A 24340-nucleotide genomic window follows, 5' to 3' on the forward strand; every position below is an offset into this window, starting at 1 on the left:
CGGCCGTCGAGCGGAAAAGGATCTTCATGCGCTGCACACTCTTCGGCAGGACCGGTCTGCGCGTCAGCGAGCTCGCGCTGGGCGCCATGACCCTGGGGCGCCACGAATCCGGCCACGCCGCCGTACGGGAGACCTCCGGCCGGATCCTGGACACCTACCTGGAGGCCGGCGGCAATTTCCTGGACACGGCGGACATCTACGCGGGCGGCACCTCCGAGACGGTCCTGGGCGAGCTGCTGGGCGCCCGCCGCGACGCGCTCGTCCTCGCCAGCAAGTACACCTGTGCGACCAGGCCCGGCGACGTCAACTCCGGCGGCAACCACCGCAAGAACCTGGTGCAGTCCGTGGAGGCGAGCCTCCGGCGGCTGCGCACCGACCGGCTCGACGTCCTCTGGGTGCACGCCCGGGACAACTTCACGCCGGTCGAGGAGGTCATGCGCGCGCTCGACGACCTGGTCCGGAGCGGCAAGGTGCTGTACGTCGGCGTCTCCGACTGGCCCGCCTGGGAGATCGCCCAGGCCAGTACGGTCGCCGAGCTCCGCGGCTGGACGCCCTTCACGGGGTCGCAGCTGCGGTACAGCCTGCTGGAGCGGACCCCGGAGCGTGAACTGCTCCCGCAGGCACGCGCGTTCGACCAGGCCGTCTTCGCCTGGAGCCCGCTCGCGCGGGGCCGCCTGACCGGTGGCCGGGAGGAGGAGGCGGTGGGCCGGCCGGACGAGGCGGAGCTGCGTGCCCGGGAGACCGTGCGGGCCGTCGTCGAGATCGCCCGGGACGGTGGCTGGAGCCCGGCCGCCGTGGCGCTGGCCTGGCTGCGGGGCCGTCCGGGCAACATCGTCCCGATCCTCGGCCCGTCCACCCCGGACCAGCTCACCGACGCCCTCGGCTGCCTGGAGGTGCGGCTGGACGCGGACGCCGTGGACCGGCTGGACACGGCGAGCAGGGTGCCGCTGGGCTTCCCGCACGACTTCCTGCGGGACGAGGCGGTACGCGAGACGGTGTACGGGGACCGCTGGGCGGTCATCGAGGACCGGCGCTCGACATACCGGCGGACGACGACGGGGGTGCTCTGAGCGGGTGGCCGGGGGCGGGCCAGGCCTCCGCTCGGCGTGCGGCCGGGGCTCCTCGTGCCCCGCGTGGCATGCGGCCGGGGCGTGCCGGGCCCCCACGTGGCGTGCGGCCGGAGGGTGCGGCCGTCATCCGCCGGCACCCGGCCGCCGTACGCCCGCCGCATCACACCCCCGGCACACCCGCCACCCGTAGCGCGTGGACCAGGTCCCACTCCCGCTCCACGGACGCCTCGCGAGCCGCCGCCAGCAGGTGGGGCAGCACGCGGTCGCCGCCACCGCCCGCGAGTTCGGCCGCCTCCTGCGGCGTGCGTACGCGGACGAAGGCGCCGAGCAGCGCCCGCGCCTCGCTCTCGCGGCCCGCGCCGTCCAGCGCGAGAACGGCTTCCGCGACCTCGGCGGCGGGCCGGGCCACCCCCTGCCGGAGCAGCAGCCCGCAGTCCTCCTCCCGGCCCGCCGCGGCCAGCGCTCCCGCCGCCGAGGCGAAGGCGGCGGGCGGCAGCGAGGACGCCTCCCAGAGCAGGGTCGTCCAGTCGGCGGCGAGGCCGGCCCGGTACAGGGCGACCGCCAGCACCGGCAGCCGGGGCGCGGGCCAGGCCGCCACCTCGCAGAGCACCACATGGGCCTCGCCGCCACGCCCCTCCGCACGGAGCCGGACCAGCCGCGCGACGGCGGCGGCCACGGCCTCGCCCGTCCCCTGATCCGGCAGCTCGGCCGAAGCGGGTGACTGCGGCTCCGCCTCCTCCGCCACCCCGCCGAAGCGAGCGCCGCGTGGAGCGGAGCCGCCCTCCGGCGCGGGCACGGGCAGGACGGGGACGGCCGAGGGCGCGTACCCGGTCTCCTCCTCGTCGTCCACGTCGAGACCGGCGAACCGGGCACCACGCGGCTTCTTCCGCCGGGGCGCGGGAGCCGGGGCGGAACCGGCGGCGGGCCCGCGGGGCCGGGACCGTCCGAGCGCTTCCGCACCTCCTGCCGCCGGAGCGGGCTGCGGCGCGAAGTCCTGCACCGGCTCCCGTACGAGGCCCGGCAAGGGCTCCCGTACAGGCTCCGGCGCCGCCCCCCGCACAGCCCCTCGCTCCGCCGACGCCCCGACGCGCGGATGCGGAACCGTCACCGCCGCCAGCCGCCCCCGCAGCTCCGCGCATCGGGCCGCGGCGCGACGATGGTCGTCCTGGGCCCAGGCCAGCACCTCCGAGTCGGCAGGACCCGCCCCCGCCACCTCGGCCGCACGCAGCCGCTCCGCCGTTCGGCTCTGCTCGCGGATCATCAACTCCAGCCGGTGCACCAGCTCCTGGCGTCCTCCCGGCCGGCGGTCGTGCGCGGCCGCGGCGGCGGAGTACAGCGCGGCGGCCCGTACCGACGCCTGCTCGGCGAAGTACGCGCCATGGAGCGCGGCCAGGTCGGCGAGCAGCGACTCCACCACGTCCCAGGGCGGTATCTCCACGCCGTCGAGGCAGGACCGCATCCCCTGCGGATCGCGCCGGGTGAAGACCCCGTACCACCCGCGTCCGGGGTCGAGCCGTGCGGTCAGTTCCCGCAGGTAGTGCGCGAACGTGCCTACGTCCAGCGCTTGCTGATGCACCGTCACCACCATCGCCGCCCTCGCCGACCGCCGACTGGAGCCTTCCAGTCCGCAGGCATTCGACCGCAGGTGTGTTACGGGGCGGCTACGCGCAGCTTTCGTCCGCGCTGCGGCGGGCGCACGGCACCGGCCGGCGTGCGCCCCTCGCGCAACGGCCCGGAAGGCGCCGGTCCGGAAAGTGACGGCTCAGAAGGTGACGGCGATCCCGGTGTGCGGGCGCTTGCCGAGGCGGGCGACGGTGGCGGGCCAGTCGACGAGCCAGAACTTCCAGGTGTATTTGCGGGCCAGCAGCTTGCGCACCGCGCGGGTCCCGTCCGCGTCGAGGAGGCGCCCGGTGCCCTCGGCGCTCGGGGCCCCTTCGGCGATCCGGCCGCGTACGTCGCAGACGGTGACGGCGACCCGGGTGTCGTTGCGGAGCCGCTTGACCTTCCATGAGTCGGAGCGGGTCCACACGTACAGCACCTCACCCTCGACGGCCGCCCATACGGGCGTGGCGACGGGCGTGCCGTTCTTGCGGTAGGTGGTCAGGCTGACGTATTCGCTGCGCGCGAAGTCCTGGAGAGTCACGGACGCGACCCTACGCACCGCACACCCGTCACGCGATCAGGGGTACGACGGCGGGCTCGGCGGCGCAGCGGCCGAGCAGCTCGTCCATGGAGAGGCCAAGCGCTCCGGCGAGCGCGGCGACCGTGAAGAAGGCGGGGGTCGGCGCGCGGCCGGTCTCGATCTTGCGGAGGGTCTCGGCGGAGATTCCGGCGCTCGCCGCGACGGCGACCATGCTGCGCTCCCCGCGCGCCTCGCGGAGCAGGCGGCCGAGCCGTTCGCCGCGGAGGCGCTCTTCGGGGGTGAGAGGAGTGCGGACCATGAGGCCACTCTACTACGGCTCACCATTCTTATACCGTCATTACTATACCGCTTCGACCGGTATAGTAATGGGCATGGTGCACATCAAGACAGACACATCCATCGAGGCCATGCGGGAGTCCGGACGCGTCGTCGCACGGATCCTGGCCCGCGCCCAGGAGGTCGCGGCGATCGGCGTGACGCCGCGCGAGCTGGACGAGGCGGCGCGCGAGGTGCTGCGTGAGGCGGGAGCCTCGTCGCCGTTCCTGAACTACCGGCCGCACTTCGCGCCGACCCCGTTCCCGGCCGTCATCTGCGTCTCCGTCAACGACGCGGTCGTCCACGGCATCCCGTCCGCCGAACCCCTGCGCGACGGCGACCTGGTCAGCGTGGACGCGGGCGCGCTCCTCGGCGGCTGGGCGGGCGACGCGGCGGTCAGCTTCACCGTCGGCACGGCCCGGCCCGCCGACACCGAGCTGATCGGCGCGGCCACCACCGCACTGGAGGCCGGCATCGCGGCGGCGGTCGTCGGCAACCGGATCGGCGACATCGCCCACGCCATCGGCACGGTCTGCCGCAAGGCGGGCTACGGCATCCTCGACGGGTACGGCGGCCACGGCATCGGCCGTTCGATGCACGAGGACCCCTCCGTGCCGAACGAGGGACGGCCGGGACGCGGCATGCCGCTGCGCCACGGGATGGTCCTCGCGATCGAGCCCATGCTGCTCGCCGGCGGCCTCGACGAGTTCCGCCACGACCCGGACGGCTGGACGCTCCGGACGACCGACGGCAGCCGGGCCGCGCACGCCGAGCACACGGTGGCCATCACGGACGCCGGCCCGCGCGTCCTCACCACGCTCTGACCCTTCGGTCGAAGGCCTCAGCGGCCGACGAACGCCCTCGCCAGCTCCTCGCCCCGGCTCTCCGCCGTGGCGCGGCTCTCGATCGGTGAGATGCGGGAGTTCGTGAACGCGATGTACGTGACACCGGACGCGGCGCCTCCGGTCGTCGGGTGCGGGTCGATGGACAGCTCCTTCGCCAGCGCGTACGAGCCTTCGCCGATGATCCCGGCGGGCCCGGTGTCTCCGATGACGGCGTACCGCACCTGGCCCTGGTGGATCACGGCGACGACGCTGCCGCCGGTCAGCCCGGACTTCCGGTAGTCCCAGATCCGGCCCGGCGCCGGCACCACCACGAACGGCAGCCGGGCCGAGTCCAGCGGCTTGCCGCGCGAGGTCGTGAACGCGGTCTGCGGTTGGAAGTACGGGTCGGTCCGCGTGTTGCAGGCCTTGGTCCTCCGGCCGTCGCAGTCGATGTCCATGTCCGCCTTCCAGAAGACGGCGTCCGTGGTGGCGCAGACCGGGACGGTGGCCTTGGTGCGGTGGGCGTCCGTACGGTACTTGCCTCGCGAGATCTGCCGGCAGGAGCGGACCTCGGCGAGCAGCTCCTGCGCACTCACCGGAAGATCCGCGCCCACCACCGCGTTCTCGGTGCCGCCGGACGCGGGACCCACCCGCGTGTCCGGCGGTGTGTCAGGTACGGACACGTCGGCGGTGGCGGGCAGGGCCGCCGGGCCGAGCAGGGCGGCGCCGCAGACGGCGGAGGTGGCGGCGGACAGAGCGAACGTTCGGGTGCGCATCGTGGGGGACGGCCCTTCCAGTCGACCGGAGGGACCCGTCCGGGCCCCTCCCCGTACCGGCGAACGGGGTCACCGGCACTCCCCTCCCCCGGCGGCGGGGCCGGCCGTACGCGCACACACCGCGTACGGCCGGCCCCGCCGCCCCTGCTGCATGAGGCCGGGTCAGCTCCTGCCGCCCGGCTGCACCACCATGGCCGAGCCGCCGCCGCGCCGCACCTTTTCCGCCGCCGCGAGCCAGCGGCCGTCGGGGAGCCGCTGCACGCCGGTGGCGGCGCCGATCTCCGGGTTCTGCCGGAAGGCGTGGCCGAGCGCTTCGAGCTCACCGCGGACCGGGCTGTTCCACAGGTCGGGCTCGATCTCCGTGGTCGCGGCGTTCCGCTGGCTGGCGCGGGGCGCGGCGATCGCGTCGACGAGCGGGAGCCCCCGGTCCAGGTGGCCGGTCAGGGACTGGAGGACGGTGGTGATGATCGTGGCGCCGCCCGGAGAGCCGAGGGCGAGGAGCGGCTTGCCGTCCTGGAGCACGATGGTCGGGGACATGGACGAGCGGGGCCGCTTGGCCGGGCCCGGCAGGTTCGGGTCGTGGACGGCCGGATTGGCCGGGGCGAAGGAGAAGTCGGTCAGCTCGTTGTTGAGGAGGAAGCCGCGGCCGGGGACCGTGATGCCGCTGCCGCCGGTGGACTCGATCGTCAGGGTGCAGGAGACGACGTTGCCCCATTTGTCGGCCGTCGTGAGGTGTGTGGTGTTCTCGCCCTCGAACGTCGTCGGCGCCGCCGTACCACCGCTCCCGCACCGCGCCGGGTTCCGTGGGTCACCGGGCGCCACCGGGCTGGTCAGCACCGCGTCGTCCCTGATCAGGCACCCGCGCGCGTCGGCGAACCGCTGGCTGAGCAGCTCCTTCGTGGGCACGTCCTCGAAGGCGGGGTCGCCGACCCAGCGGCCCCGGTCGGCGAAGGCGATGCGGCTCGCCTCGATGAGCCGGTGGAGGTAGCGGGTCTGGCTCACCCGCGAGAGGTCGGTGCGCTCCAGCATGTTGAGCGCCTGGCCCACAGTCGTACCGCCGGACGAGGAAGGCGCCATGCCGTACACGTCCAGGCCGCGGTAGCCGACCTTCGTGGGGTTCTGCTGGAGCGTGCGGTAGGAGGCGAGGTCCTTGCGGGTGAGGTCGCCGGGCCGGACGGTGCGGGTGGCCTCCGGATCGACCGGCGGCTTGCGGACCGTGCGGACGATGTCGTCCGCCAACTCGCCCCGGTACAGCTCCCCGACACCCTTGCGGCCGAGCTTCTCGTACGTGCGGGCCAGGTCGGGGTTCTTGAACACCGAGCCGACCACGGGTAGTTCACCGCCGGGCAGGAACAGCTTCGCGGAGGCGGGGAAGTCGGCGAACCGGGCCTGGTTGGAGGCCGTCTGCGAGCGGAAGGTTCCGTCCACCACGAAGCCGTCCCGGGCCAGGCGTTCGGCCGGTTTCAGCAGCGTACGAAGGGACTTGGAGCCCCACGCGTCGAGTGCGCGCTCCCAGGTGGCGGGGGTGCCGGGGGTGCCGACGCCGAGGCCGCTGGTGACGCCTTCCTCGAACGGGATGGGCTTGCCGTTCTCCAGGAAGAGCGAGGCGTCCGCGCTGCGGGGCGCGGTCTCGCGGCCGTCGATCGTGCGGATGGTCCGCTTCTTGGCGTCGTAGTGGACGAAGTAGCCTCCGCCGCCGATGCCCGCCGAGTACGGCTCGGTCACACCGAGCGCGGCGGCGGTCGCCACGGCCGCGTCCACCGCGTTGCCGCCCTGGCGCAGCACCTCGATCCCGGCCGCCGACGCGTCCCGGTCGACACTGGCCACCGCTCCCCCGTACCCCACCGCCACCGGGGACTTGGGCGGGGCCGGTGGTTTGTGGGCGGGCTGCGCGGAGCCCGCGGGGGCGGCGGCCCCGAGCGAGGCGACCACGGCGAGGGCGGCCACTATCGACATGTTCCGGCCGACGGAACGGCGCATACGAACCTCCAGTCAACGGATCTCCGCGCAGGCTAGCCCGCGGGCACCCGGATCGTCAGGACCGCCTCGAACGGTTACCCGAATGACCGATAACATGCCCGGCCATGACGGACGACGTGCGCAACATCGTGCTGGGCGTGATAGCCGCCGGGATCAGCGGATCGCTGGGCTGGCTGGCCCGTACCTACCTCCTGCGGCGCAAGCTCCGCCGCAAGCAGGCGTTCTTCGGACTCCCGGCCCACTCCGAGTGCCTGCTGGTCGTCAACCGGTACGCGGGCGCCGAAGGCTCCGTGCACCGGTACGACGTGTTCGCGCTGCTGGAGCTCTCCGCGCTGATCAAGGACTGCGCCGCCAACGCGCAGATCGTCACGCACGACGTGGCGCAGCAGGGGTTCGGGGAGCGTACGGAGTTCTGCGTCGGCGGCCCGACCTCCAACCAGCGGATGGCGGCCCATCTGCGGACCCTGCTCCCCGGCGTACGGATCAACACCGAGCCGGAGCCCGGACCGGACCGGGTCGCCTTCCAGGTCGGTTCGGAGCGCTACCGGCTGGAGCCGGGGATCTCGGAGTACGTGCTGCTCGCGCGGCTGACGGGCGGTCAGGAGGCGCGCCCGGTCTTCCTGTTCTGCGGTCAGCGGGCCATCACCAACCAGGCGGCGACCCGTTATGTCTCGCGGAACTACGAGAAGCTGCTGCGCAAGCACGGCAACAAGTCGTTCGCGCTGCTGCTGAAGGTGGTCAACTCCCAGGCGTACGGACCCGATGTGGTGGAGGTCGTCGGCGATGTGACCCGCGCGGCGCAGGCACCCGTACCGACGGCTCCCCCCTCCCACCGGGCGGACAGCTGACCGACTCCCGCCTCAGCGCCGCAGCCGCGCCCGGCCGCTGTCCACCATCGCGGTGATCTCGCCGATCCTCAGCGGCCGGGCCAGCAGCACCACCGTGAGCAGCAGCGCCAGCGTCCCGGCCCCGGCGGCCGCCACATCGCCCGCACCCTCGGCAGCGCGCGCGGCCCCGTAGGCGAGCGCACCGGCGGGCAGGCAGGCGACGATCAGCCTGAGGTGGGCGCCGAGGGTGGGCGAGCGCAGCAAGGACCCGGTCCCGGTGGCCGAGACCCGGCGGGAGAGGACGTACCCGGTGACGGCGAAGCCGATGACGAAGGCCACCGTGCTGGCTCCGGCCATCCCGGTCACGGCCCAGCGCACGGGCAGCAGCCAGTAAGCGGCCGCCGAGAGCCCGGCGTTGACGGCGGCGACCACGAGGTTGAGCAGGAAGGGTGTGCGGGTGTCGCTCATCGCATAGAAGCCGCGCGAGAGGACGTACTGCCCGGAGAAGGCGATGAGCCCGGGGGCGAAGGCCATCATGATTCCGGCCATCACCGTGATGTCGGCGTCGGTGGTGCGCCCGTACCCGAGGACCAAGCCGATCACCCAGGGCGCGAGGACCAGGAACGCGGTCGCGGCGGGCACGATGACGGCGGCGCTGGTCCGCAGCGCGTACGCGACGTCGCGCCGCACCCCGGCGAGGTCCCCGTCGGCCGCCGCGCGGCTCATGCGGGGCATCAGGGCGGTGACGAGGGAGACGGTGATGATGCCCTGCGGGACGACCCAGAGCTGGTAGGCGTAGCTGTACGCGGTGTAGCCCGCGCCGCCCGCCACGTCCTGCTCGAAGGCCTGCTGGCCGGCGGTGGTGGAGAGCCGGGTGACGACCCAGTACGCGAGCTGGTTGGTGAGCACCAGCAGCACGAGCCAGCCGGCCGAGCGCATCGGCCGGGTCAGTCCGCTGCCGCGCCAGTCGAACCGGGGCCGCCAGCGGAATTTCGCGGCCCGCAGGGCGGGGATCAGCGCGAGCGTCTGCACGGCTATCCCGGCGGTGGTGCCCCAGCCGAGGAGGTGGGCGTGCGCGTCGGAGAGGGTGCCGTCGGAGGTCGCGGCGACGCCGATGTAGAGCCCGAACACCCCGACGATCACGATGTTGTTGAGGACCGGCGTCCACATCATCGCGCCGAACCGGCCGCGCGCGTTGAGGACTTGGCCGAGCAGGGTGAAAAGCCCGTAGAAGAGGATCTGCGGCAGGCAGTAGCGGGCCAGCGCGATCGTCAACTCGGCCTGGCGGCCGTCGTAGTCGGTGTAGAGGCCGACGATCAGCGGAGCCGCGGCCACGGCGAGCGCGGTGAGGGCGAGGAGGCCGACGGTGCACACGGTGAGCAGCCGGTCGGTGTACGCGGCTCCGCCGTCGGCGTGCTCCTTGGCGGCGCGGACCAGCTCGGGGACGAAGACGGCGTTGAGCGCGCCGCCGATCAGGAGGATGTAGAGGATGTTGGGGACGGTGTTGGCGACCGTGTAGCCGTCGGCGCTCAGCCCGGTGCCGAGTGCGGCGACGACGACGGCCGAGCGGACGAACCCGGTGGCGCGGGAGACGACGGAGCCCGCCGCCATCACGGCCCCGCTGCGCAGGACGGAGGCGGACCGGGCCGGGGGTATCGCGGGCTCGGTGGCGGCTTCTTCGGGCACGACGGAACCGTCGGGCGTCACTGCTGACTCCCCCGGCCTACCGGACCCACCGGCCCCTTCCGCCTCCTCGGGCTCGACGATTCTGCCCACTGGTCTCTCCCGCGCTCCGAGGTACTGGCCGACGGTGGAGGGTACTCCGCAGGGTCCCCCGCCGGTCCGGCGGGGGCACGGCCGAACCCGACATGGGGGAAACGGAACCTGGCAGGGGGAAAAACGCCTCTCCTCTGTCGAGCCCTGCAGCCCTGGAGGTTTTTCCGTTGAGTTCCGCACGCCCGCGCAGCCACCGTCGTACCGCCCTGACCGCCGTCCCCGCGGCGCTGCTCGCCGCAGCGCTCACGGCCTGTTCGGGCGGTGGAGCGGCCGGTTCCGCCGCCCAGGAGGACGGGGACGGCAAGGCGCCCGCGACCAGCATCTCCGTGAACCTCCAGGGCGAGGCGGCGGCCCCGGGTGAACCGGTGAAGGTCACGCTGGCGCACGGGAAGCTGAAGACGGTGTCGGTGACGGCGGACAAGGGCGGCGCGCTGGCCGGGAAGATATCCGCCGACGGCCGGAGCTGGACATCGGAGCGGGTGGCCGCGCCGGGCACCGCGTACACGGTCGCGGCGCAGGACGCGGACGGCGGCAGCGACCGGGCGACGTTCACGACCACCGAGGCGGAGAAGGTCAACAAGCTGTCGCTGGCGCCGGGCAAGGACACCACGGTCGGCATCGCCCAGCCGCTCTCGATCGTCTTCGACCACCCGGTGAAGAACAAGGCGGCGGTGGAGAAGGGGCTGAAGGTGTCCACCTCGAACGGTACCGAGGGCTCCTGGGGCTGGCTGCAGGACCACTCGGGCAAGGACCGCGTCGACTGGCGGCCCGAGGAGTACTGGAAGCCCGGCACGAAGGTCACTCTGGCCGCCGAGCTGAACGGCATCGACACGGGCGAGGACGGCGGCTGGTTCGTCCGTGACTACGCCACCACCTTCACCATCGGAGCGGCCCAGGTCGTCAAGGTCGACCTCGACGGACACCGCCTCACTCTGCACCGCGACGGCGAGCAGGTGTTCCAGGCCCCGATGTCGGCCGGCACGCCGGGCGGCAAGAAGGCGTCCTGGCGCGGCACGGCCGTCCTGATGTCGAAGGAGGGCACGATCAACATGAACTCCGAGACGGTGGGCCTCGGCGACGCCTACGACAAGATGGTCGACTACTCGATGCGGCTGACCTGGTCCGGGATGTACGCGCACGCCGCGCCGTGGAACGCGCGGTACTTCGGCAACGCCAACCGCAGCTCGGGCTGTCTCGGGATGAGCGACGCGAACGCCGCCGCGCTGTACGACCAGGTACGCGTCGGCGACCCGTTCGAGATCACCGGCGCCGACGCCAAGGGGACGGTCGCCGAGGGCAACGGGTACGGCGCGTGGAACGTGTCCTGGACCGACTGGCAGGCGAAGAGCGCGCTGACGTGACGCCCCGGCACCCGGGCCTCTACTGACAGGGCGTCCAACAATCGTTACCTTCACGCAACACACCCGGTAGTTACCAGCGGTAAACAACCGGGGTTACCGTCGGGTCACTTTGCACTGACACGCGTGAGGAGTGACCCGTGGTACGTCCGAAACCGGCACTGCGCACCACCGCTTCGATCACCACCGCCGCCGTCCTGCTGACCGGAGCCGCCCTCGGCGCGGCTCCGGCGGCAGGCGCGGCGCCCGCACCCGCCCCCGCGAGCGCGGCCTCCGCGCCGAGCCTGACGTTCCACGACATCCCCGGCTCCGGCGGCATGACGCTCAAGGGCAACGTGTTCAGACCGGCCGGGGCGTCGGCCGGGGCGACCCACCCCCTCATCGTCTTCCCGACCAGCTGGGCGATGCCGCAGATCGAGTATCTGGCGCAGGCGCAGAAGCTCGCCGACTCCGGTTACGTGGTGGTGAGTTACACCTCGCGCGGCTTCTGGCTCTCCGGCGGGAGGATCGAGGTGGCCGGTCCGCCGGACATCGCGGACGCCTCCGCCGTCATCGACTGGGCGCTGGCGAACACCTCGGCCGACCCGGACCGGATCGGCATGGGCGGGGTCAGCTACGGCGCGGGCATCAGCCTGCTGGCCGCCGGGCACGACCCGCGGATCAAGGCGGTGGCCGCGCTCAGCGGCTGGGCCGACCTGATCGACTCGATCTACAGCGGCCGGACCCAGCACCTCCAGGCCGCCGCCCTGCTCGGCGGTGCCGGGCTGATCACCGGCCGGCCCAGCGACGAACTCTCGCAGACGCTGAAGGACTTCCTCGGCTCGAAGCTGGACAAGGAACCGGAGATGATCGCCTGGGGTGCCAAGCGCTCCCCCGCGACCTACCTCGACCGGATCAACACCAACGGCGCCGCCATCATGATGGGCAACGCCTGGGGCGACACGATCTTCCCGCCCAACCAGTACGCCTCGTTCTACGAGAAGCTCACCGGCCCCAAGCGCCTGGAATTCCGCCCCGGCGACCACGCCACCGCCGAACTCACCGGCCTGTTCGGACTGCCCAACGACACCTGGACGAGCACCCGCCGCTGGTTCGACCGCTACCTCAAGGGCGAGCGCAACGGCATCGACACCGAGCAGCCGGTCCAGCTCAAGTCCCGTACCGACAAGGGGTACGAGGGCTACGCGGACTGGAAGTCGGTGGGCGCGGCGAAGAACAGCATCGCGCTCGACGGGACGAAGAAGGTGTGGGCCGGCGTCGACTCCGGCGCCAACGGCGGCGTCACGCTGCTCTCCAACGCGCTGGACCAGTTCCTGAAGCTGCCGCCGACCGTCTCCGTACCGCTGCTGCCGCGCGCCTTCGCGAGCGTCTGGCAGTCGGAGAGGTACGGCTCCGAGCAGCGGATCCGGGGCACGGCGAAGCTGCACACCACGGTCACCAGCACGAAGTCGAGCGGCACCTTCGTCGCGTACCTCTACGACGTCGGCCCGCTCGGCGTGGGCAAGCTGGTCAGCAACGCCCCGTACACCTTCCACGACCGGACGGCGGGCCGGCCGTTCGCCGTCGACCTGGAGCTGTTCTCCACGGCCTACGACGTACCGGCCGGTCACCGGCTCGCCCTGGTGATCGACACCGTCGATCCGCTGTACATCGAGCACAACCCGACCGGCGCGCAGCTGACCTTCTCCTCGCCCGCCTCGGACCCGAGTCATCTCTCGGTCCCGCTGCGCGAGAAGTGATCACCGACTGCTGCCGGGCGGGACAAGCCCCGGCCACCGACCTCCCGGCAGCAGCTGCCACCCCCACCGCCTCCGTCCTCGGATTGGCTCACCCCGACAAGCGGGGCACTCGCCCTGCGAATCCCGGACGGATGGCACACGTGGTGAAGCGGTGCCGTTCTTGGCCGCGTTGCGGGGACGAGGCTTCAGGACCGAGGCGCCGTCCACGCTCGCGGCGCGAGGTCGCTCGCGAGGGCCACCACGGCTGCCCGGCGGTGGTCCGTCCAACCGGTCAGCCGGGCGTCGTCCCGCCCGGCCTTGAACAGCGCCTCCCGCCGCACCCACAGCCGTAGCAACGCCGGGCCGGGTTCCGGCTCGGCGCCGGCGGCGTCCACCTCGGCCTCGGGCAGCAGCCGGCGCAGCACGGCCAGGGGGCCCGGCCGACGCCCGAGGGGCTCCACGTCGATGCCGACCGGGCCCGGCCCGACCGCCGCGGCGGCAAGGCCGTCGGCGTGACTGAAGCTGACACCCAGCCCGGGGTGGCCGGGCAGATACGGGCGGCCGTGCCCGGTCCGCCCGCATCCGGGGCAGCGCTGGGCCGGCTCCACCTCCCGCGGCGACCGGCCGATGACCCGGGCGGCGCACAGCCGCAGCAGCAGCCGGGCCGCCACCACGTCGTCACGCCGGCCCGGAACCCGGATGCGCGCGAGCCGCCGCTGTTCCCACGCCGCCAGCATGCCCTCGTCCAGGTCGGGGTGCGCCAGCACCTCGGAGGTAGTGGCGACCAGCACGGAGGCGGCCACGCCTCTCTCGTACGCCGGTGGGAGAACGGGCCGCGGAGGACACGGCCGCAAGTGGCGGGTCACCGACCCGTGCTCAGCTGGCCGGCGTGTCCGCCAGCGCGGCGGAGCCGAGGAAGCGCTCCTTGACGCGGGCGAGAGTGCGGAAGTCGTCGATGGTGACTTCCTGCAGATCGATGCTGTCGCCCGAGATCTCCTCCAGGAGATCGATGAACTCCAGGAAGTCCATCGAGTCGATGAGGCGGGCCTCGATGAGGTCCTCCTCGAAGCCGATCGGGCCGTCGAGCCCGGGATTCTTCTCGTTGAGCCACGCTACGACACGCTGCATGGGAAAACGCTCCTCCAACTATTTCGGTGACGGCACGGGGCCGAGGTCAGGAACCGGCGGTGCGGAGCCGCTCCAGGGCCCGCTCTGCGGAGCCGTGGGCCAGGATCATCGCGTGCACCCAGCGCTCCATCCCGAAAGCGACGCAGGAGCTGTACGCGGGCCCGTGGGAGCCCGCCCGGATGCCGAGCCGCTCGCCGAAGAAGTTGCGGTGCCGGTTGACGGAGGCGATGGCCGTGCCGTCGGGGGCGCTGTACTCGAACTTCACCGGGTCCAGCGCCATCAGACGGGCCCGCGATCCACCGTTGTCGTAGAACGGGTCGTCGGCCGCCGCACGGGTCAGGGTGAGGCCGAGCCGCCCGGCCACCTCTTGAACGAACTCCCCGCCGCGTTCCTGGTGTTCGCTCGCCCCGTCCTTGGTACCGAGGTAGATCACCTCCCGCATGTGGAACCCCCACAGGCGGCGCAGACCGTCGTAGTGGGTCTCGTTGCGGAAGCAGCGGCCGACCGCCGAGAGCCTCAGCCCGTCTTCGCCCACGTCCTCGCCCTCCAGGGAGAGCAGCAGCCCGTAACAGGTCGCGGACGGCAGCACATGGCCGGTCGGCTGCAGCGGGAGCTCGTGCGGCGAGCCGCCGGAGGCCAGGCCGTCGAGCGCCTCGGAGGCGAACCGCCCGGCGGATACGCCGAGATGAGGAAAGTTGCGGAAGAAGTCGAGCCGCGCGAGTCCCTCGACGGACAGCAGGGGCGGCCCCACGACCTCGGGGGCGGCGAGCCGTGCGGCCAGGCCGGTCAGCAGCTCGTCCAGGCCTCGGAGCAGGGCAGTGCGGACCGGGTCCAGCGTGATCAGCCCGGCACCGGGACTCTTCAGCTCGACACCCGGCAGGGCCGTGATGCTGGATGTGTTCATGAAACCGCGTCTTTCTCGGTGTGGGCCGGCAGTCGGGACGCCCACCGGATGTACGGACCACACCGCCGTGGCGGCGGTCCTCAACAGGGTCGCCGGCGGCCGGAGCGCAGGCAGGAGACCGGGTTGACAGGCCGTCACGAATTCCGGCCACGCCCTCGGACACTAGGCCCGTTGCTCCGGTGTTGTCTAGACCAGAGAAACCAAACGGCAGGTATAGGTTTCGTGGCCACCCGACACAGGATGGCATGCCATATCCCCATATGCGCAGCGCACTTGACAGCCCAAGCGGTCTGGACCAATCCTGCTCACCGACGTGGTCACGGCACTCCCCACCACGGCACCGCCATCCGCTCCGCCGTCCGCGGCGACCCCGCTCCCCCGGAGTCGCCGCATGGCCGACCGAGGACAAGGACCTGCCATGAGCCTCATGACGACACCCACCCCTCGCCGTCGGCCCCGCCTCCACCGCGCGGCGTCGGACCTCCCGTACTTCAGCGCGGACGGCGAGGCCTATCTCGCACAGACCGCCCTGCGGGAGCTCGACAAGTCGCGCCCGTTGCGGGTGCTGTCCGAGGAGGACTTCGCCCACTGGCAGACGTACGGCTACGTGATCGTCCGGGAAGCGGTCCCTGCGTCGGTGGCCCGTCAACTGCTGGACTTCACCTGGGACTTCCAGGGTCTGGATCCCGAGCGGCCGGAGAGCTGGTACGAGGACCGGCCGCTGCGCTCCGAGCTGGACCAGCAGCTGCACATCTACGGCTTCGTCGAGGCGTACCACCACCAGCTCCTTTGGGACAACAGGCAGTCGCAGCGCGTGTACGACGCCTTCGTCGACGTATGGGACTGCGAGGAGCTGTGGGTCACCCTGGACCGGCTCAACCTCAACCCGCCCAACCGGGGCAACCGCGACCGCGCGCTGATCGAGCCGACGGACCGGGGCTTCGACATCGAGCTGCACTGGGACATCGACACCACGCTCGCCGTGCCGCCGCAACGGGTGCAGGGCATCATCGCGCTGAACGACACCCGGCCGGAAACGGGCGGTTTCCAGTGCTGCCCGGAGCTGTTCCGGCAGTTCGACACCTGGAAGGTCGGCCAGCCCGGGGACCGGGATCCCCTGCGCCCTGCCATCGACCGGGACGAGCTCCCGGTCGTGCGACCGGATCTGCACCCCGGCGACCTGCTCATCTGGAACGGTCTGCTGGCCCATGGCGTGGCACGCAACCTTTCCCGGAGCGGAGTGCGGGCCGTGCAGTACCTGTCGATGATGCCCGCGCTGGAGGAGCACGAGCGGCTGCGCAAGTCCCGGGTGGAGTCCTGGCGTCATCTGCGCACCCCGCGCTGGAACCGCACCCTGGTAGGCGACCCGGTGCTGCCCGAGTCCAAGCGCTACCCCACGGCCGAACTGAACCCGCTGGGCAGCCGGCTGCTGGGGCTCGCCTCGTGGCAGGACCCGGTCGAGGACACCGCACCCACCTCACAGGGCACCGGGGACGCCGGGGCCACGGCACCCGCCGCGCAGAGCGGGGAGCCTTCGTGCGCCGCGTCTGTCTGACTCTGCCCACCCATCGGGCCTGCGCCGGCACCATCGCGGCGGTCGGCGAGGAAGCGGCCTACGGGGCACGGCAGTTCGGCGTCGAGGTGCATCTGCTGGTGCTGGACTCCTCCCCCGCGCCGGCCCTCGCCGAGCACCGGGAGGCGGTGGCCGCGCTGCCCCCCTCCCCCGGTGTGACCGTCCACCATCTCGACGAGGACACGCAGCGTGCCTTCCTGCGCGAGGTGATCGGCCGGTCCGGGGCGGCCCGGCCCGACCGGCTGCTGGATCTCATGCTGCCGAGCCGCGTCTCCTACGGGGCGTGCACCAACCGGGCCTTTCTCATCGCCCAGGCCCTCGGCTGCACGTCCGTCCACCGCCGGGACTCCGACAGCCGCTACCAGCAACTCGACGGCGAAACGGTCTTCCCCCTCCATCAGGAGCTCACCTACCTGGGTCAACAGGCCCACGAGGTACGGGAATCGGCGAACCGGAGCAAGCTTCCGCCGGGGTCCGAGGGCCGCCGGGTGGCATTGGCGGGCGGCTCCTTCGTGGGCGAGATGTCGGTGGACGTCGCCGAGATCAGCGAGCTCGACCCCGACACGTACCGCGAACTGGTCGGCCTGTCGATACCGGAGGGAGTGCCGGAGATCTGGCGGGGACATCTGATCAGCGCGTCCTTCCGGGGCGCCGGGAAGGCCACGTTCGACGGCGACCGGACCATGCTGGCCCCCATCAGCCCGATGCGCGTGGACATGTGCAACATCGGACTCGACCACGAGGTCTACCGCAGGGTTCCGCTGCCCCCCGCCACGGAGACCATCGGCAGCGACTACTTCCTGCTCCACCTCGCCCACAACGCGCAACTGCCCGGCCTCCAGCACAACCGGCACATCGTCAACTTTCATACGGCGGAGCGGCGTACGCATGCCGGTTTCCTCGCGTACCAGCTGCGGTTCGCGAAGTTCCTGCTGGCGACGGCGTATCTCAACGCCGTGCACGCGAGGACGTCGGCGGCCGCCGACGCGCTGCTCGACGCGGAGGGCCACGTCCGGGCATCCGTCGTCGCCGGCTTCGTCCGGGACAGCGTCGGCCTCGACCGTGCGGAGGTCGCCCGTCGCCTCGACACCGTCGAACGTGCCTACCGTCGGCTCGGCGGACGCTACACCACGGTCGCGGACGCACTCGCGGAGAGCCGCTCCCGACTCCTGGACGAGGCCCGGGACGACATGGGCGACTTCGCTCTCCTGATGGACCACTGGGAGGCGCTGGCCCGTGCGAGCGCCGAAGCGGGCCTGGCCGTGAACCGATGAACACCGCTGTCGGCAAGGACACCATGCACCTGAATCCCCCGCCTGCCCCGAACACCCCGCGTACCGTCTCCGTCACCTACGCGGGCGGGGAAGAGCGCCACGGCCCTCTCACCATGGGCCAGGCCAATATGATCCGCTGCATTCTGCGGGACGACCCCGAGCACATCAACAACCACGATGTGTGGGCGATCCCCGCGGGCACCTCCGTGGACGCCGCGATCGACGCTCTGCGCACCCTGGCCCTGCGCCACGAAGGGCTGCGCACCACGTTCCCGCACGCCCCGGGATTCGCGCCCGTGGAGCAGGTGGTGGCGGCCGAGGGCACGTTCACGGTGACCGTCGTCGACCATACGGATTTCCCCGAGGAGCCCGCCCGGTACGCCGAGTCGGTGGCGCGGGCGGCCCGCGCCGGCCGCTTCGCGCTGGACCGGGAGTTCCCCCTGCGGATCTCGCTGCTCACCCTCGAAGGCGTACCCGTGCACGCCGCCCTGGCATCCAGTCACGCGGTGACGGACGGCAGCGCGCTGGCCGTCCTGCGGGAGGAGTTCCTCGCCCTACTGGCAGGGGAGGAACTCCCGCCGCCTGCCTCCTTCGCCCCGCTCGACCTGGCCGCCCAGGAAGCCTCCCCCGCCGGGAAGCGGAAGTCGGAGGCGTCGCTGCGGTACTGGGAGCGGATCATCCGCACCGAGCCGCAGGAGATGTTCGCCGAGCCCCGGGCCGCGGGCGCGGACGGCCGGGCGCGGCAGCTCACGCTCCGGTCCGGGCGCGGCGCGCGGGCGCTCGCCGCGGCGGCGGGGCGCATCGGGAACCCCGAGGCCACGGTGTTGCTGGCTGCCTGGTGCGCGCTGGTGGCCCACCGGTCGGGCCAGGACTCCTGCGTCACCGCCGTCCCGACCTCCAACCGGTTCCACCCCACGATCGCCCGCTCGGTGAACACCCTGTCCCAGGACGCGCTGCTCTGCCTGGACGTCCGCGTCCCGTCCTTCGACACCCTGGTCCGCAAGACCTGGGGCGCGGCGCTCAACGCGTACCGGCACAGCCAGTTCGACTCCGTACGACTGTGGGAGATGATCGACCGGGTCACCGGGGAACGGGGCAGCCACTTCGCGCGGGACGTGGTGTTCAACGACGTCAGCGTGCTTCCCGCCACGCTCCTGTCGACCTCGCCGCAGGAGAGCCGTGCGGCCGAACTCGACCTGACCTGGGGCCCGTTCCAAGCGCTGCCGACACGCATGCTGGCTTTCACGTACGAGACGGCGCCTCAGCTCCACCTCTCCCTGTGGGCCGATCCCGCGCTGTTCACCCCCAGCGAGGCTGAGGGCTTCCTGACCGGCCTGGTGCGGCTGCTGGAGGCTGCCGCCACCCGGGACGTACCACTGGACTCGCTCACCGGGGTGACGGGCGTCGGGCAGGCTGTGCGAGGTCCCGACTGGACGCGGGTGAACGGCTGCTGGGTCTCGCCGTCCGCCGTACGGGACGCGCTGGCAGCGGCTGTGGGAGGGCTGCCGGTGCACATCGCGAAGGACGCGGAGGGCTCCGGCCTGACCGCGTACATCGCGCGCGGCGGTGACACGGCTTTGACCCCGACCGGGGTCCACGAGGCGCTGATGGCCGAGCTCTCCGCCCATGGCGGTTCGGGGGTCATCGCCCCGGCCCGCTACGTGCTCGTCGAAAGCCCGCCCGCCGAGCGGGACCGGAGTGACGCATGGCGTCGGCTGCAGATCATCGAGGAAGGGACCGGCAGGAGCCGGCAGGTACGACATGAGCGTTGACAACACGAACCTCCCGCAGGAGCAGCACCGGGCGCCGCTGCCCAGTCCCTGGCGGTCGAACCGGTTCCGGCTCTTCTTCACGGCCCGCAGCGCCTCGCTGCTGGCCGACGGCATGCTGATGGTCTCCCTCACCACGGCGGTGCTGGGCGCCGGCCACGGGGCGAGCGGCGTCGGGTACGCGCTGGCCGCGTGGATGACCCCGATCGTCCTCCTGGTGCTCTTCGGCGGAGTGCTGGCCGACCGGTTCACCCCCCAGCTGATGATGATCTGCGCCGACCTGGTGCGGATGCTGGCCATGATCACGCTCGGCGCGCTGCTCTTCTTCTCGGACAGCGTCCCGCTGTGGCAGATCATGGGGCTGATGGCACTCAGCGGTGCCGCGACGGCGATGTTCCAGCCCGGCATGGCGAGCATGGTCCCCCGGGTCGCCGAGGACATCCAGAAGGCCAACGCGCTGCTGCGGATCTCCGAGGCCCTGAGCACCCTGCTGGGCCCCGGCCTGGCGGGCATCCTGGTCGCCTACTGGCAGGTGTCGGGCTCGTACCTGGTCATCGCGGCGGCGTACGCGCTGAGCGCCCTGGTGCTGCTGCCGCTGCGGAAGCTGCACACGGAACGCGACGAGGGCGATGACCCGATGTGGCGGAGGCTGGCGACCGGTTGGCAGGAGTTCCGGTCCCGCCAATGGCTGTGGGGCGTCATCGCGGTCTGGTCGGTCTACGGCCTGTTCGTGTTCGGTCCCGCGCTGCCGCTGGGCGCGGCGCTCATGATCGAGCAGCACGGGGCGAGCGGCTACGGCTGGATCGCCTCGGCGGACGGCGCCGGCACGATCATCGGCGGCCTGATCGGGATGCGGGTCCGTCCGCGCCGCCCCCTGGTGGCCGGCGCCCTGGCGATGCTCTGCTTCGCGCTCAACCCCCTGGCCCCCGCTCTGGAATGGTCGTTCACGGCGACGGCCGTGGCCCACGTCGTCGCAGGCTACGGCTTCGCGTTCTGGGGCGTGATGTGGGCGACGAGCGTCCAGTCGCACATCCCGCTGACGGTCCTGAGCCGCGTCTCCGCGTACGACGTCGCGGGCTCCATCATGGTCATCCCACTGGGCCGCGCGCTGGCGGGCCCGGCGGCGGACGCCTTCGGCGCGAACGAGGTACTGATCTTCTCGTCCGTCATCTCGCTGGTGCTGCTGGCCGCGATGCTCAGCATCCCGGCGATCCGCGCGCTGCGGCGGGCGCCGGAGGGCATCGCCCTGAAGCCCGGGGGCGAACAGCCCGCCGTGTGAGCCCTCCGGTGCTCAGCACGTTCAGGGCGGAGGAAGAAGGGCGGGAGCGGAGGCGGCGGTGACGCCGGTGGCGCGCACCAGGGAGCCGGTGAGCGCCCCGGTGGCGAAGCTTCCGGCCCGGGTCTCGCGCAGCCGCGCATCGAAGGCGTTGCAAGGCTGATCGGAGCTGAGTCAGGCCGACTCAGGCCAACCCGACCGGCGCGCAGCTGACCTTCTCCTCGCCCGCCTCGGATCCGAGTCATTTCTCGGTCCCGCTGCGCGAGGAGTGATCACCGACTGCTGCCGGGCGGGCAGGGCCCGGCTACTGGCCTCCCGGCAGCAGCTTCCCCGGCTCGGCCGGAGCCGCCCCCACCGCCTCCGTCCTCGGATTGCGCCGCTGCCGTCGCGCCACCCAGGTGGCGAACCACGAGAGCAGCATGCACAGACCGATGTAGATCGGAGAGATCACCATCACGACGGGGATGAAGGGAAGATCGTAGTCGAGATTCGACGCGATCAGCTTCCCGGCGTGGAGGAATTCCTCGTAGGTGATCAGGTATCCCAGTGAGGTGTCCTTGAGCGCGACCACCAGCTGGCTGATGATGGTCGGCAGCATCGCGCGTACCGCCTGCGGAGCCAGGACGAAGGTCGTGACCTGCGTCTTGCGCATCCCGAGGGCGTACGCGGCCTCGCGCTGGCCGCGGTCCACGGAGTTGATCCCGGTCCGGAAGACCTCCGCGAGGACCGAGCCGTTGTAGAGGGTCAGTCCGGCGACCAGCGCGGGCAGCGCGTGGACCTTCAGCGCCACGAAGATGAAGAAGATCATCACGAGCACCGGCATGGCCCGGAAGAACTCGACCAGCAGCGTGGCGATCCAGCGCACCGGGCGGTGCACGGAGAGCCGGCCGACCGCCAGGACCGCGCCGAGGGCGAGGGAGAGGACGGCGGCGTACGCGAACGCCTTGAGCGTGTTGCCGAGTCCGCGCAGCAGCAGTTCCTGGATGCCCTTGTACGCGAAGGGACGCCACTTCTCGGCGGTGAACTGGTCGGTGTCGAAGAGGAGATAGACGATCCAGCCGACGAGGGCGAGGATCACGACCGTCGAGACGATCCCGTACAGCAGGTGCCGTCTACGGGTCTGCGGGCCCGGGATGTCGTAGAGCGCGGTGGCGGTCGGGGCGGAGTGGGTCATCGTGCGACTCCCCAGCGCTTCTCCATCACGGTGAAGAGCGCACTGATGGTGAGGGTGATGATCAGGTAGCCGACGGCGATCCAGATGAACGTCCAGATGATGCTGTAGCCCAGCTCGTTGAGCGTCCGGTAGGTGCCGAGCAGCTCGGTGACGCTGAACGCGCCGGCGATCGCGGAGTTCTTGGCCAGCGCGATCAGGGTGGAGCCGACGGGCGGGATCACGGAGCGGAAGGCCTGCGGCAGGACGACCTCGCTCAGGGTCTGGCCGAAGGTCATGCCGAGGCTGCGCGCCGCCTCGCCCTGGCCGGTCGGCACGGTGTTGATGCCGGAGCGCAGCACCTCGCAGATGAAGGCGGAGGTGTAGCAGCCGAGCGCCAGGACGGCGAAGAGCTGGAAGGGCAGGACGAGGCCGAAGCGGGGCAGGCCGAGGAGGACCGCGAAGAACAGCAGCGTCAGCGGCGTGTTCCGCAGCACCGTCACCCAGACCGTGCCCAGCACCCGCAGCGAGCCGACGGGCGCGACGCGGAAGGAGGCCATCACGAAGCCGAGCGCGAGAGCGAGGGCCGAGGAGTAGACCGTCAGCTCGACGGTGCCGAGGAAGCCCTTGCCGTAGAGGGAGAAGTTGTCTGTCAGTACGTCCATGGGTGGCGCCGTCCCCTCAGTTCGCCGGGTAGCGGTCGATCGGCGGCGGGGTCGGCGCGGGCACTCCGGAGAGCCCCAGCGTCGCTTCGAACGCCTTCTTCCAGTTGCCGTTCTTCTCGTCGGCCTCCAGCGCGTCGTTGAGCGCGGCCCGCAGCGCGTTGTCGGCGCGCGGTACGCCGATGCCGTACGGCTCCTCCGAGAAGGGCTTGCCGACGACCTTCATCTCGTCGGGCGCCTTGGCCGCGAAGCCGAGCAGGATGGCGTCGTCGGTGGTGACGGCGTCGACCTGGAAGGTCAGCAGGTTGTCGACGCAGATCGAGTACGTGTCGTAGGCGACGAGGACCGCCTTGGGGTAGTCCTCGGCGATGCGCTGGTACGGCGTGGAGCCGGCGGCCGAACAGACCGTCTTGCCGTCCAGGTCCTGCGGCCCGTCGATGTCGTTCTCGTCGGTGCGCACCAGCAGTCCCTGGCCCGCCATGTAGTAGGGGCCGGCGAAGCCGACGAGCTTCTTGCGCATGTCGTTGATGGTGTAGGTGCCGACGTAGTAGTCGATCTGCCCGTTCTGGAGGGCGGTCTCCCGGTTGGCGGAGGCGATCGTCCGGAAGCGGATGGTGTCGGGTTCGAAGCCGAGCGAGGCCGACATCATCCGGGCGATCTCGATGTCGAAGCCGGAGAAGACGCCGCTGGCCGGGTCCTTCTCGCCAAGGTAGGGCTGGTCCTCCTTGGCGCCGACGATCAGATAGCCGCGCCGCTCGGCCTTCCGCCAGGTCGGCGATGCGGGCAGGTCGAAGTTCTGGTTCACCTGGTAGACGGGCAGCGCCTCGGGCTTCGGGCCCTTCACCGGCGGGCTGCCGTCCTTTCCGCAGGCCGCGGCGAGGACGGAGAGCAGCAGGCAGAGCGCGAGGGCCGCACGGCTGCCTCTGCGGTCACGGTTGGTGCGCAGAGTGTTGATACGCGACACGAGAAGCCCCCCGTCAGTGCTTGAGGATCTTGGACAGGAAGTCCTTGGCGCGGTCGCTCTCCGGGGCGGTGAAGAAGTCCTCCGGGGTGCGGTCCTCGACGACGCGGCCGTCGGCCATGAAGACGACGCGGTTGGCGGCGGACCGGGCGAAGCCCATCTCATGGGTGACCACGACCATGGTCATGCCGTCCCGGGCGAGCTGCTGCATGACCTCCAGCACCTCGTTGATCATCTCCGGGTCGAGCGCCGAGGTGGGCTCGTCGAAGAGGAGTGCCTTGGGGTCCATGGCCAGGGCGCGGGCGATCGCCACACGCTGCTGCTGGCCGCCGGAGAGCTGGGCCGGGAACTTGGCGGCGTGGGCGGCGAGGCCCACCCGCTCCAGCAGTTCCCGGGAGCGCCGGTCGGCCTCCTCCTTCTTCCGCTTGCGGACCTTGAGCTGGGCCAGGGACACATTGGCCAGCACGGTCTTGTGGGCGAAGAGGTTGAACGACTGGAAGACCATGCCGACTTCGGCCCGGAGCCGGGCCAGTCCCTTGCCCTCCTCGGGGAGGGGCCGGCCGTCGATCAGGATGGAGCCGGACTCGATCGTCTCCAGCCGGTTGACCGCCCGGCAGAGGGTGGATTTCCCGGAGCCGGAGGGGCCGATGACCACCACCACCTCCCCGCGGCCGACGGTGAGATTGATGTCCTGAAGTACGTGCAACTCTCCGAAGTGTTTGTTGACGTCCCTCAGTTCGATCAACGGATCGACGGCCATGCGCTGCCCTACCCACTTGTCGCTGTGTCGAGGTCAGCGCAAACTATCCATCCCGAAAAGGGACTTCGCACCCGACACGCCCAAATGGCACATAAG

22 protein-coding genes are annotated in these 24340 nt (G+C 71.7%); 9 read left to right on the plus strand and 13 right to left on the minus strand.

All coding sequences use genetic code 11. From position 1 onward, the window contains the following. Positions 1 to 26 precede the first annotated feature (26 nt). Positions 27 to 1070 carry an aldo/keto reductase gene (locus ACIRR8_RS20605; protein WP_404066673.1) on the plus strand — a complete coding sequence of 348 codons (1044 nt, stop codon included), beginning with the start codon at positions 27 to 29 and terminating at the stop codon, positions 1068 to 1070. A 160-nt stretch (positions 1071 to 1230) separates the two neighbouring features. Here the strand turns inward: ACIRR8_RS20605 and ACIRR8_RS20610 are convergent, their stop codons facing one another. The 3 genes from ACIRR8_RS20610 to ACIRR8_RS20620 all read right to left on the minus strand — a co-directional run bounded on the left by ACIRR8_RS20610 (position 1231) and on the right by ACIRR8_RS20620 (position 3511). After that, positions 1231 to 2652 (minus strand): hypothetical protein, encoded by a 1422-nt coding sequence (locus ACIRR8_RS20610; RefSeq protein WP_404066676.1) that lies wholly within the window; start codon positions 2650 to 2652, stop codon positions 1231 to 1233. Positions 2653 to 2832: 180 nt separating this feature from the next. Next, positions 2833 to 3213, minus strand: coding sequence for a PPOX class F420-dependent oxidoreductase (locus ACIRR8_RS20615; protein WP_404066679.1), 381 nt, complete (start codon positions 3211 to 3213; stop codon positions 2833 to 2835). Positions 3214 to 3241: 28 nt separating this feature from the next. Beyond that, positions 3242 to 3511 carry a helix-turn-helix transcriptional regulator gene (locus ACIRR8_RS20620; protein WP_356749306.1) on the minus strand — a complete coding sequence of 90 codons (270 nt, stop codon included), beginning with the start codon at positions 3509 to 3511 and terminating at the stop codon, positions 3242 to 3244. Between the two features lie 73 nt (positions 3512 to 3584). Between ACIRR8_RS20620 and map the strand changes: the two genes are divergently transcribed. Further along, on the plus strand, positions 3585 to 4352 hold the full coding sequence (gene map, locus ACIRR8_RS20625) for a type I methionyl aminopeptidase (RefSeq protein WP_404066682.1): 768 nt from the start codon (positions 3585 to 3587) through the stop codon (positions 4350 to 4352). 17 nt (positions 4353 to 4369) lie between these two features. On the opposite strand, the gene ACIRR8_RS20630 is transcribed toward map, so the two are convergent. Both ACIRR8_RS20630 and ggt read right to left on the minus strand, forming a co-directional pair. Further along, positions 4370 to 5128, minus strand: a complete 759-nt coding sequence (locus tag ACIRR8_RS20630; protein WP_404066684.1) for a glycoside hydrolase family 75 protein — start codon at positions 5126 to 5128, stop codon at positions 4370 to 4372. Between the two features lie 162 nt (positions 5129 to 5290). Beyond that, positions 5291 to 7108: a gamma-glutamyltransferase gene (gene ggt, locus ACIRR8_RS20635; protein ID WP_404066686.1), complete on the minus strand. Its 1818-nt coding sequence runs from the start codon at positions 7106 to 7108 to the stop codon at positions 5291 to 5293. A 104-nt stretch (positions 7109 to 7212) separates the two neighbouring features. Between ggt and ACIRR8_RS20640 the strand changes: the two genes are divergently transcribed. Beyond that, a complete protein-coding gene (locus ACIRR8_RS20640; protein WP_404066688.1) occupies positions 7213 to 7956 on the plus strand; it encodes a hypothetical protein in 744 nt (247 codons plus the stop codon). A 12-nt stretch (positions 7957 to 7968) separates the two neighbouring features. Here the strand turns inward: ACIRR8_RS20640 and murJ are convergent, their stop codons facing one another. Continuing rightward, on the minus strand, positions 7969 to 9642 hold the full coding sequence (gene murJ / locus ACIRR8_RS20645) for a murein biosynthesis integral membrane protein MurJ (RefSeq protein ID WP_404066690.1): 1674 nt from the start codon (positions 9640 to 9642) through the stop codon (positions 7969 to 7971). 236 nt (positions 9643 to 9878) lie between these two features. Here murJ and ACIRR8_RS20650 point away from each other — a divergent pair, with 236 nt between their 5' ends. Then, positions 9879 to 11072 (plus strand): Ig-like domain-containing protein, encoded by a 1194-nt coding sequence (locus ACIRR8_RS20650; protein WP_404066692.1) that lies wholly within the window; start codon positions 9879 to 9881, stop codon positions 11070 to 11072. 137 nt (positions 11073 to 11209) lie between these two features. Continuing rightward, positions 11210 to 12808: a CocE/NonD family hydrolase gene (locus ACIRR8_RS20655; protein ID WP_404066695.1), complete on the plus strand. Its 1599-nt coding sequence runs from the start codon at positions 11210 to 11212 to the stop codon at positions 12806 to 12808. Positions 12809 to 12993: 185 nt separating this feature from the next. Here the strand turns inward: ACIRR8_RS20655 and ACIRR8_RS20660 are convergent, their stop codons facing one another. From ACIRR8_RS20660 to ACIRR8_RS20670, 3 genes are read right to left on the minus strand one after another with little or no spacing between them, the layout of a single operon-like run. Then, on the minus strand, positions 12994 to 13641 hold the full coding sequence (locus ACIRR8_RS20660; RefSeq protein WP_404067555.1) for a 4'-phosphopantetheinyl transferase family protein: 648 nt from the start codon (positions 13639 to 13641) through the stop codon (positions 12994 to 12996). Between the two features lie 22 nt (positions 13642 to 13663). Continuing rightward, positions 13664 to 13915 carry an acyl carrier protein gene (locus ACIRR8_RS20665; RefSeq protein ID WP_404066697.1) on the minus strand — a complete coding sequence of 84 codons (252 nt, stop codon included), beginning with the start codon at positions 13913 to 13915 and terminating at the stop codon, positions 13664 to 13666. A 46-nt stretch (positions 13916 to 13961) separates the two neighbouring features. Next, positions 13962 to 14819: a hypothetical protein gene (locus tag ACIRR8_RS20670; RefSeq protein ID WP_404066699.1), complete on the minus strand. Its 858-nt coding sequence runs from the start codon at positions 14817 to 14819 to the stop codon at positions 13962 to 13964. A 427-nt stretch (positions 14820 to 15246) separates the two neighbouring features. Between ACIRR8_RS20670 and ACIRR8_RS20675 the strand changes: the two genes are divergently transcribed. The 4 genes from ACIRR8_RS20675 to ACIRR8_RS20690 are packed head-to-tail and all read left to right on the plus strand — an operon-like array spanning position 15247 to position 20714. Further along, positions 15247 to 16374 (plus strand): phytanoyl-CoA dioxygenase family protein, encoded by a 1128-nt coding sequence (locus ACIRR8_RS20675; protein WP_404067557.1) that lies wholly within the window; start codon positions 15247 to 15249, stop codon positions 16372 to 16374. Continuing rightward, the gene (locus ACIRR8_RS20680; RefSeq protein WP_404066702.1) at positions 16356 to 17666 is read left to right on the plus strand and encodes a DUF6271 family protein; all 1311 of its coding nucleotides are present in this window, start codon (positions 16356 to 16358) and stop codon (positions 17664 to 17666) included. The genes ACIRR8_RS20675 and ACIRR8_RS20680 overlap by 19 nt, the downstream gene beginning before the upstream one ends. Further along, complete coding sequence (locus ACIRR8_RS20685) at positions 17663 to 19438, plus strand: condensation domain-containing protein (RefSeq protein ID WP_404066705.1); 1776 nt, start codon at positions 17663 to 17665, stop codon at positions 19436 to 19438. Before ACIRR8_RS20680 ends, ACIRR8_RS20685 begins: the two co-directional genes overlap by 4 nt. Then, entirely contained in the window at positions 19428 to 20714 is a 1287-nt protein-coding gene (locus ACIRR8_RS20690; protein WP_404066708.1) for an MFS transporter, read from the plus strand. Before ACIRR8_RS20685 ends, ACIRR8_RS20690 begins: the two co-directional genes overlap by 11 nt. 301 nt (positions 20715 to 21015) lie before the next feature. Here ACIRR8_RS20690 and ACIRR8_RS20695 read toward each other — a convergent pair whose 3' ends face one another. The 4 genes from ACIRR8_RS20695 to ACIRR8_RS20710 are packed head-to-tail and all read right to left on the minus strand — an operon-like array spanning position 21016 to position 24244. Then, on the minus strand, positions 21016 to 21885 hold the full coding sequence (locus tag ACIRR8_RS20695; protein ID WP_404066712.1) for an amino acid ABC transporter permease: 870 nt from the start codon (positions 21883 to 21885) through the stop codon (positions 21016 to 21018). Next, entirely contained in the window at positions 21882 to 22526 is a 645-nt protein-coding gene (locus ACIRR8_RS20700) for an amino acid ABC transporter permease (protein WP_404066714.1), read from the minus strand. The genes ACIRR8_RS20695 and ACIRR8_RS20700 overlap by 4 nt, the downstream gene beginning before the upstream one ends. Positions 22527 to 22542: 16 nt before the next feature. Then, on the minus strand, positions 22543 to 23478 hold the full coding sequence (locus ACIRR8_RS20705) for a glutamate ABC transporter substrate-binding protein (RefSeq protein WP_404067560.1): 936 nt from the start codon (positions 23476 to 23478) through the stop codon (positions 22543 to 22545). Positions 23479 to 23500: 22 nt separating this feature from the next. Further along, positions 23501 to 24244 carry an amino acid ABC transporter ATP-binding protein gene (locus ACIRR8_RS20710; RefSeq protein WP_404066717.1) on the minus strand — a complete coding sequence of 248 codons (744 nt, stop codon included), beginning with the start codon at positions 24242 to 24244 and terminating at the stop codon, positions 23501 to 23503. Between the last annotated feature and the right edge of the window lie 96 nt (positions 24245 to 24340).

Source organism: Streptomyces sp. NPDC101178 (assembly GCF_044767965.1).
Classification (GTDB): domain Bacteria; phylum Actinomycetota; class Actinomycetes; order Streptomycetales; family Streptomycetaceae; genus Streptomyces.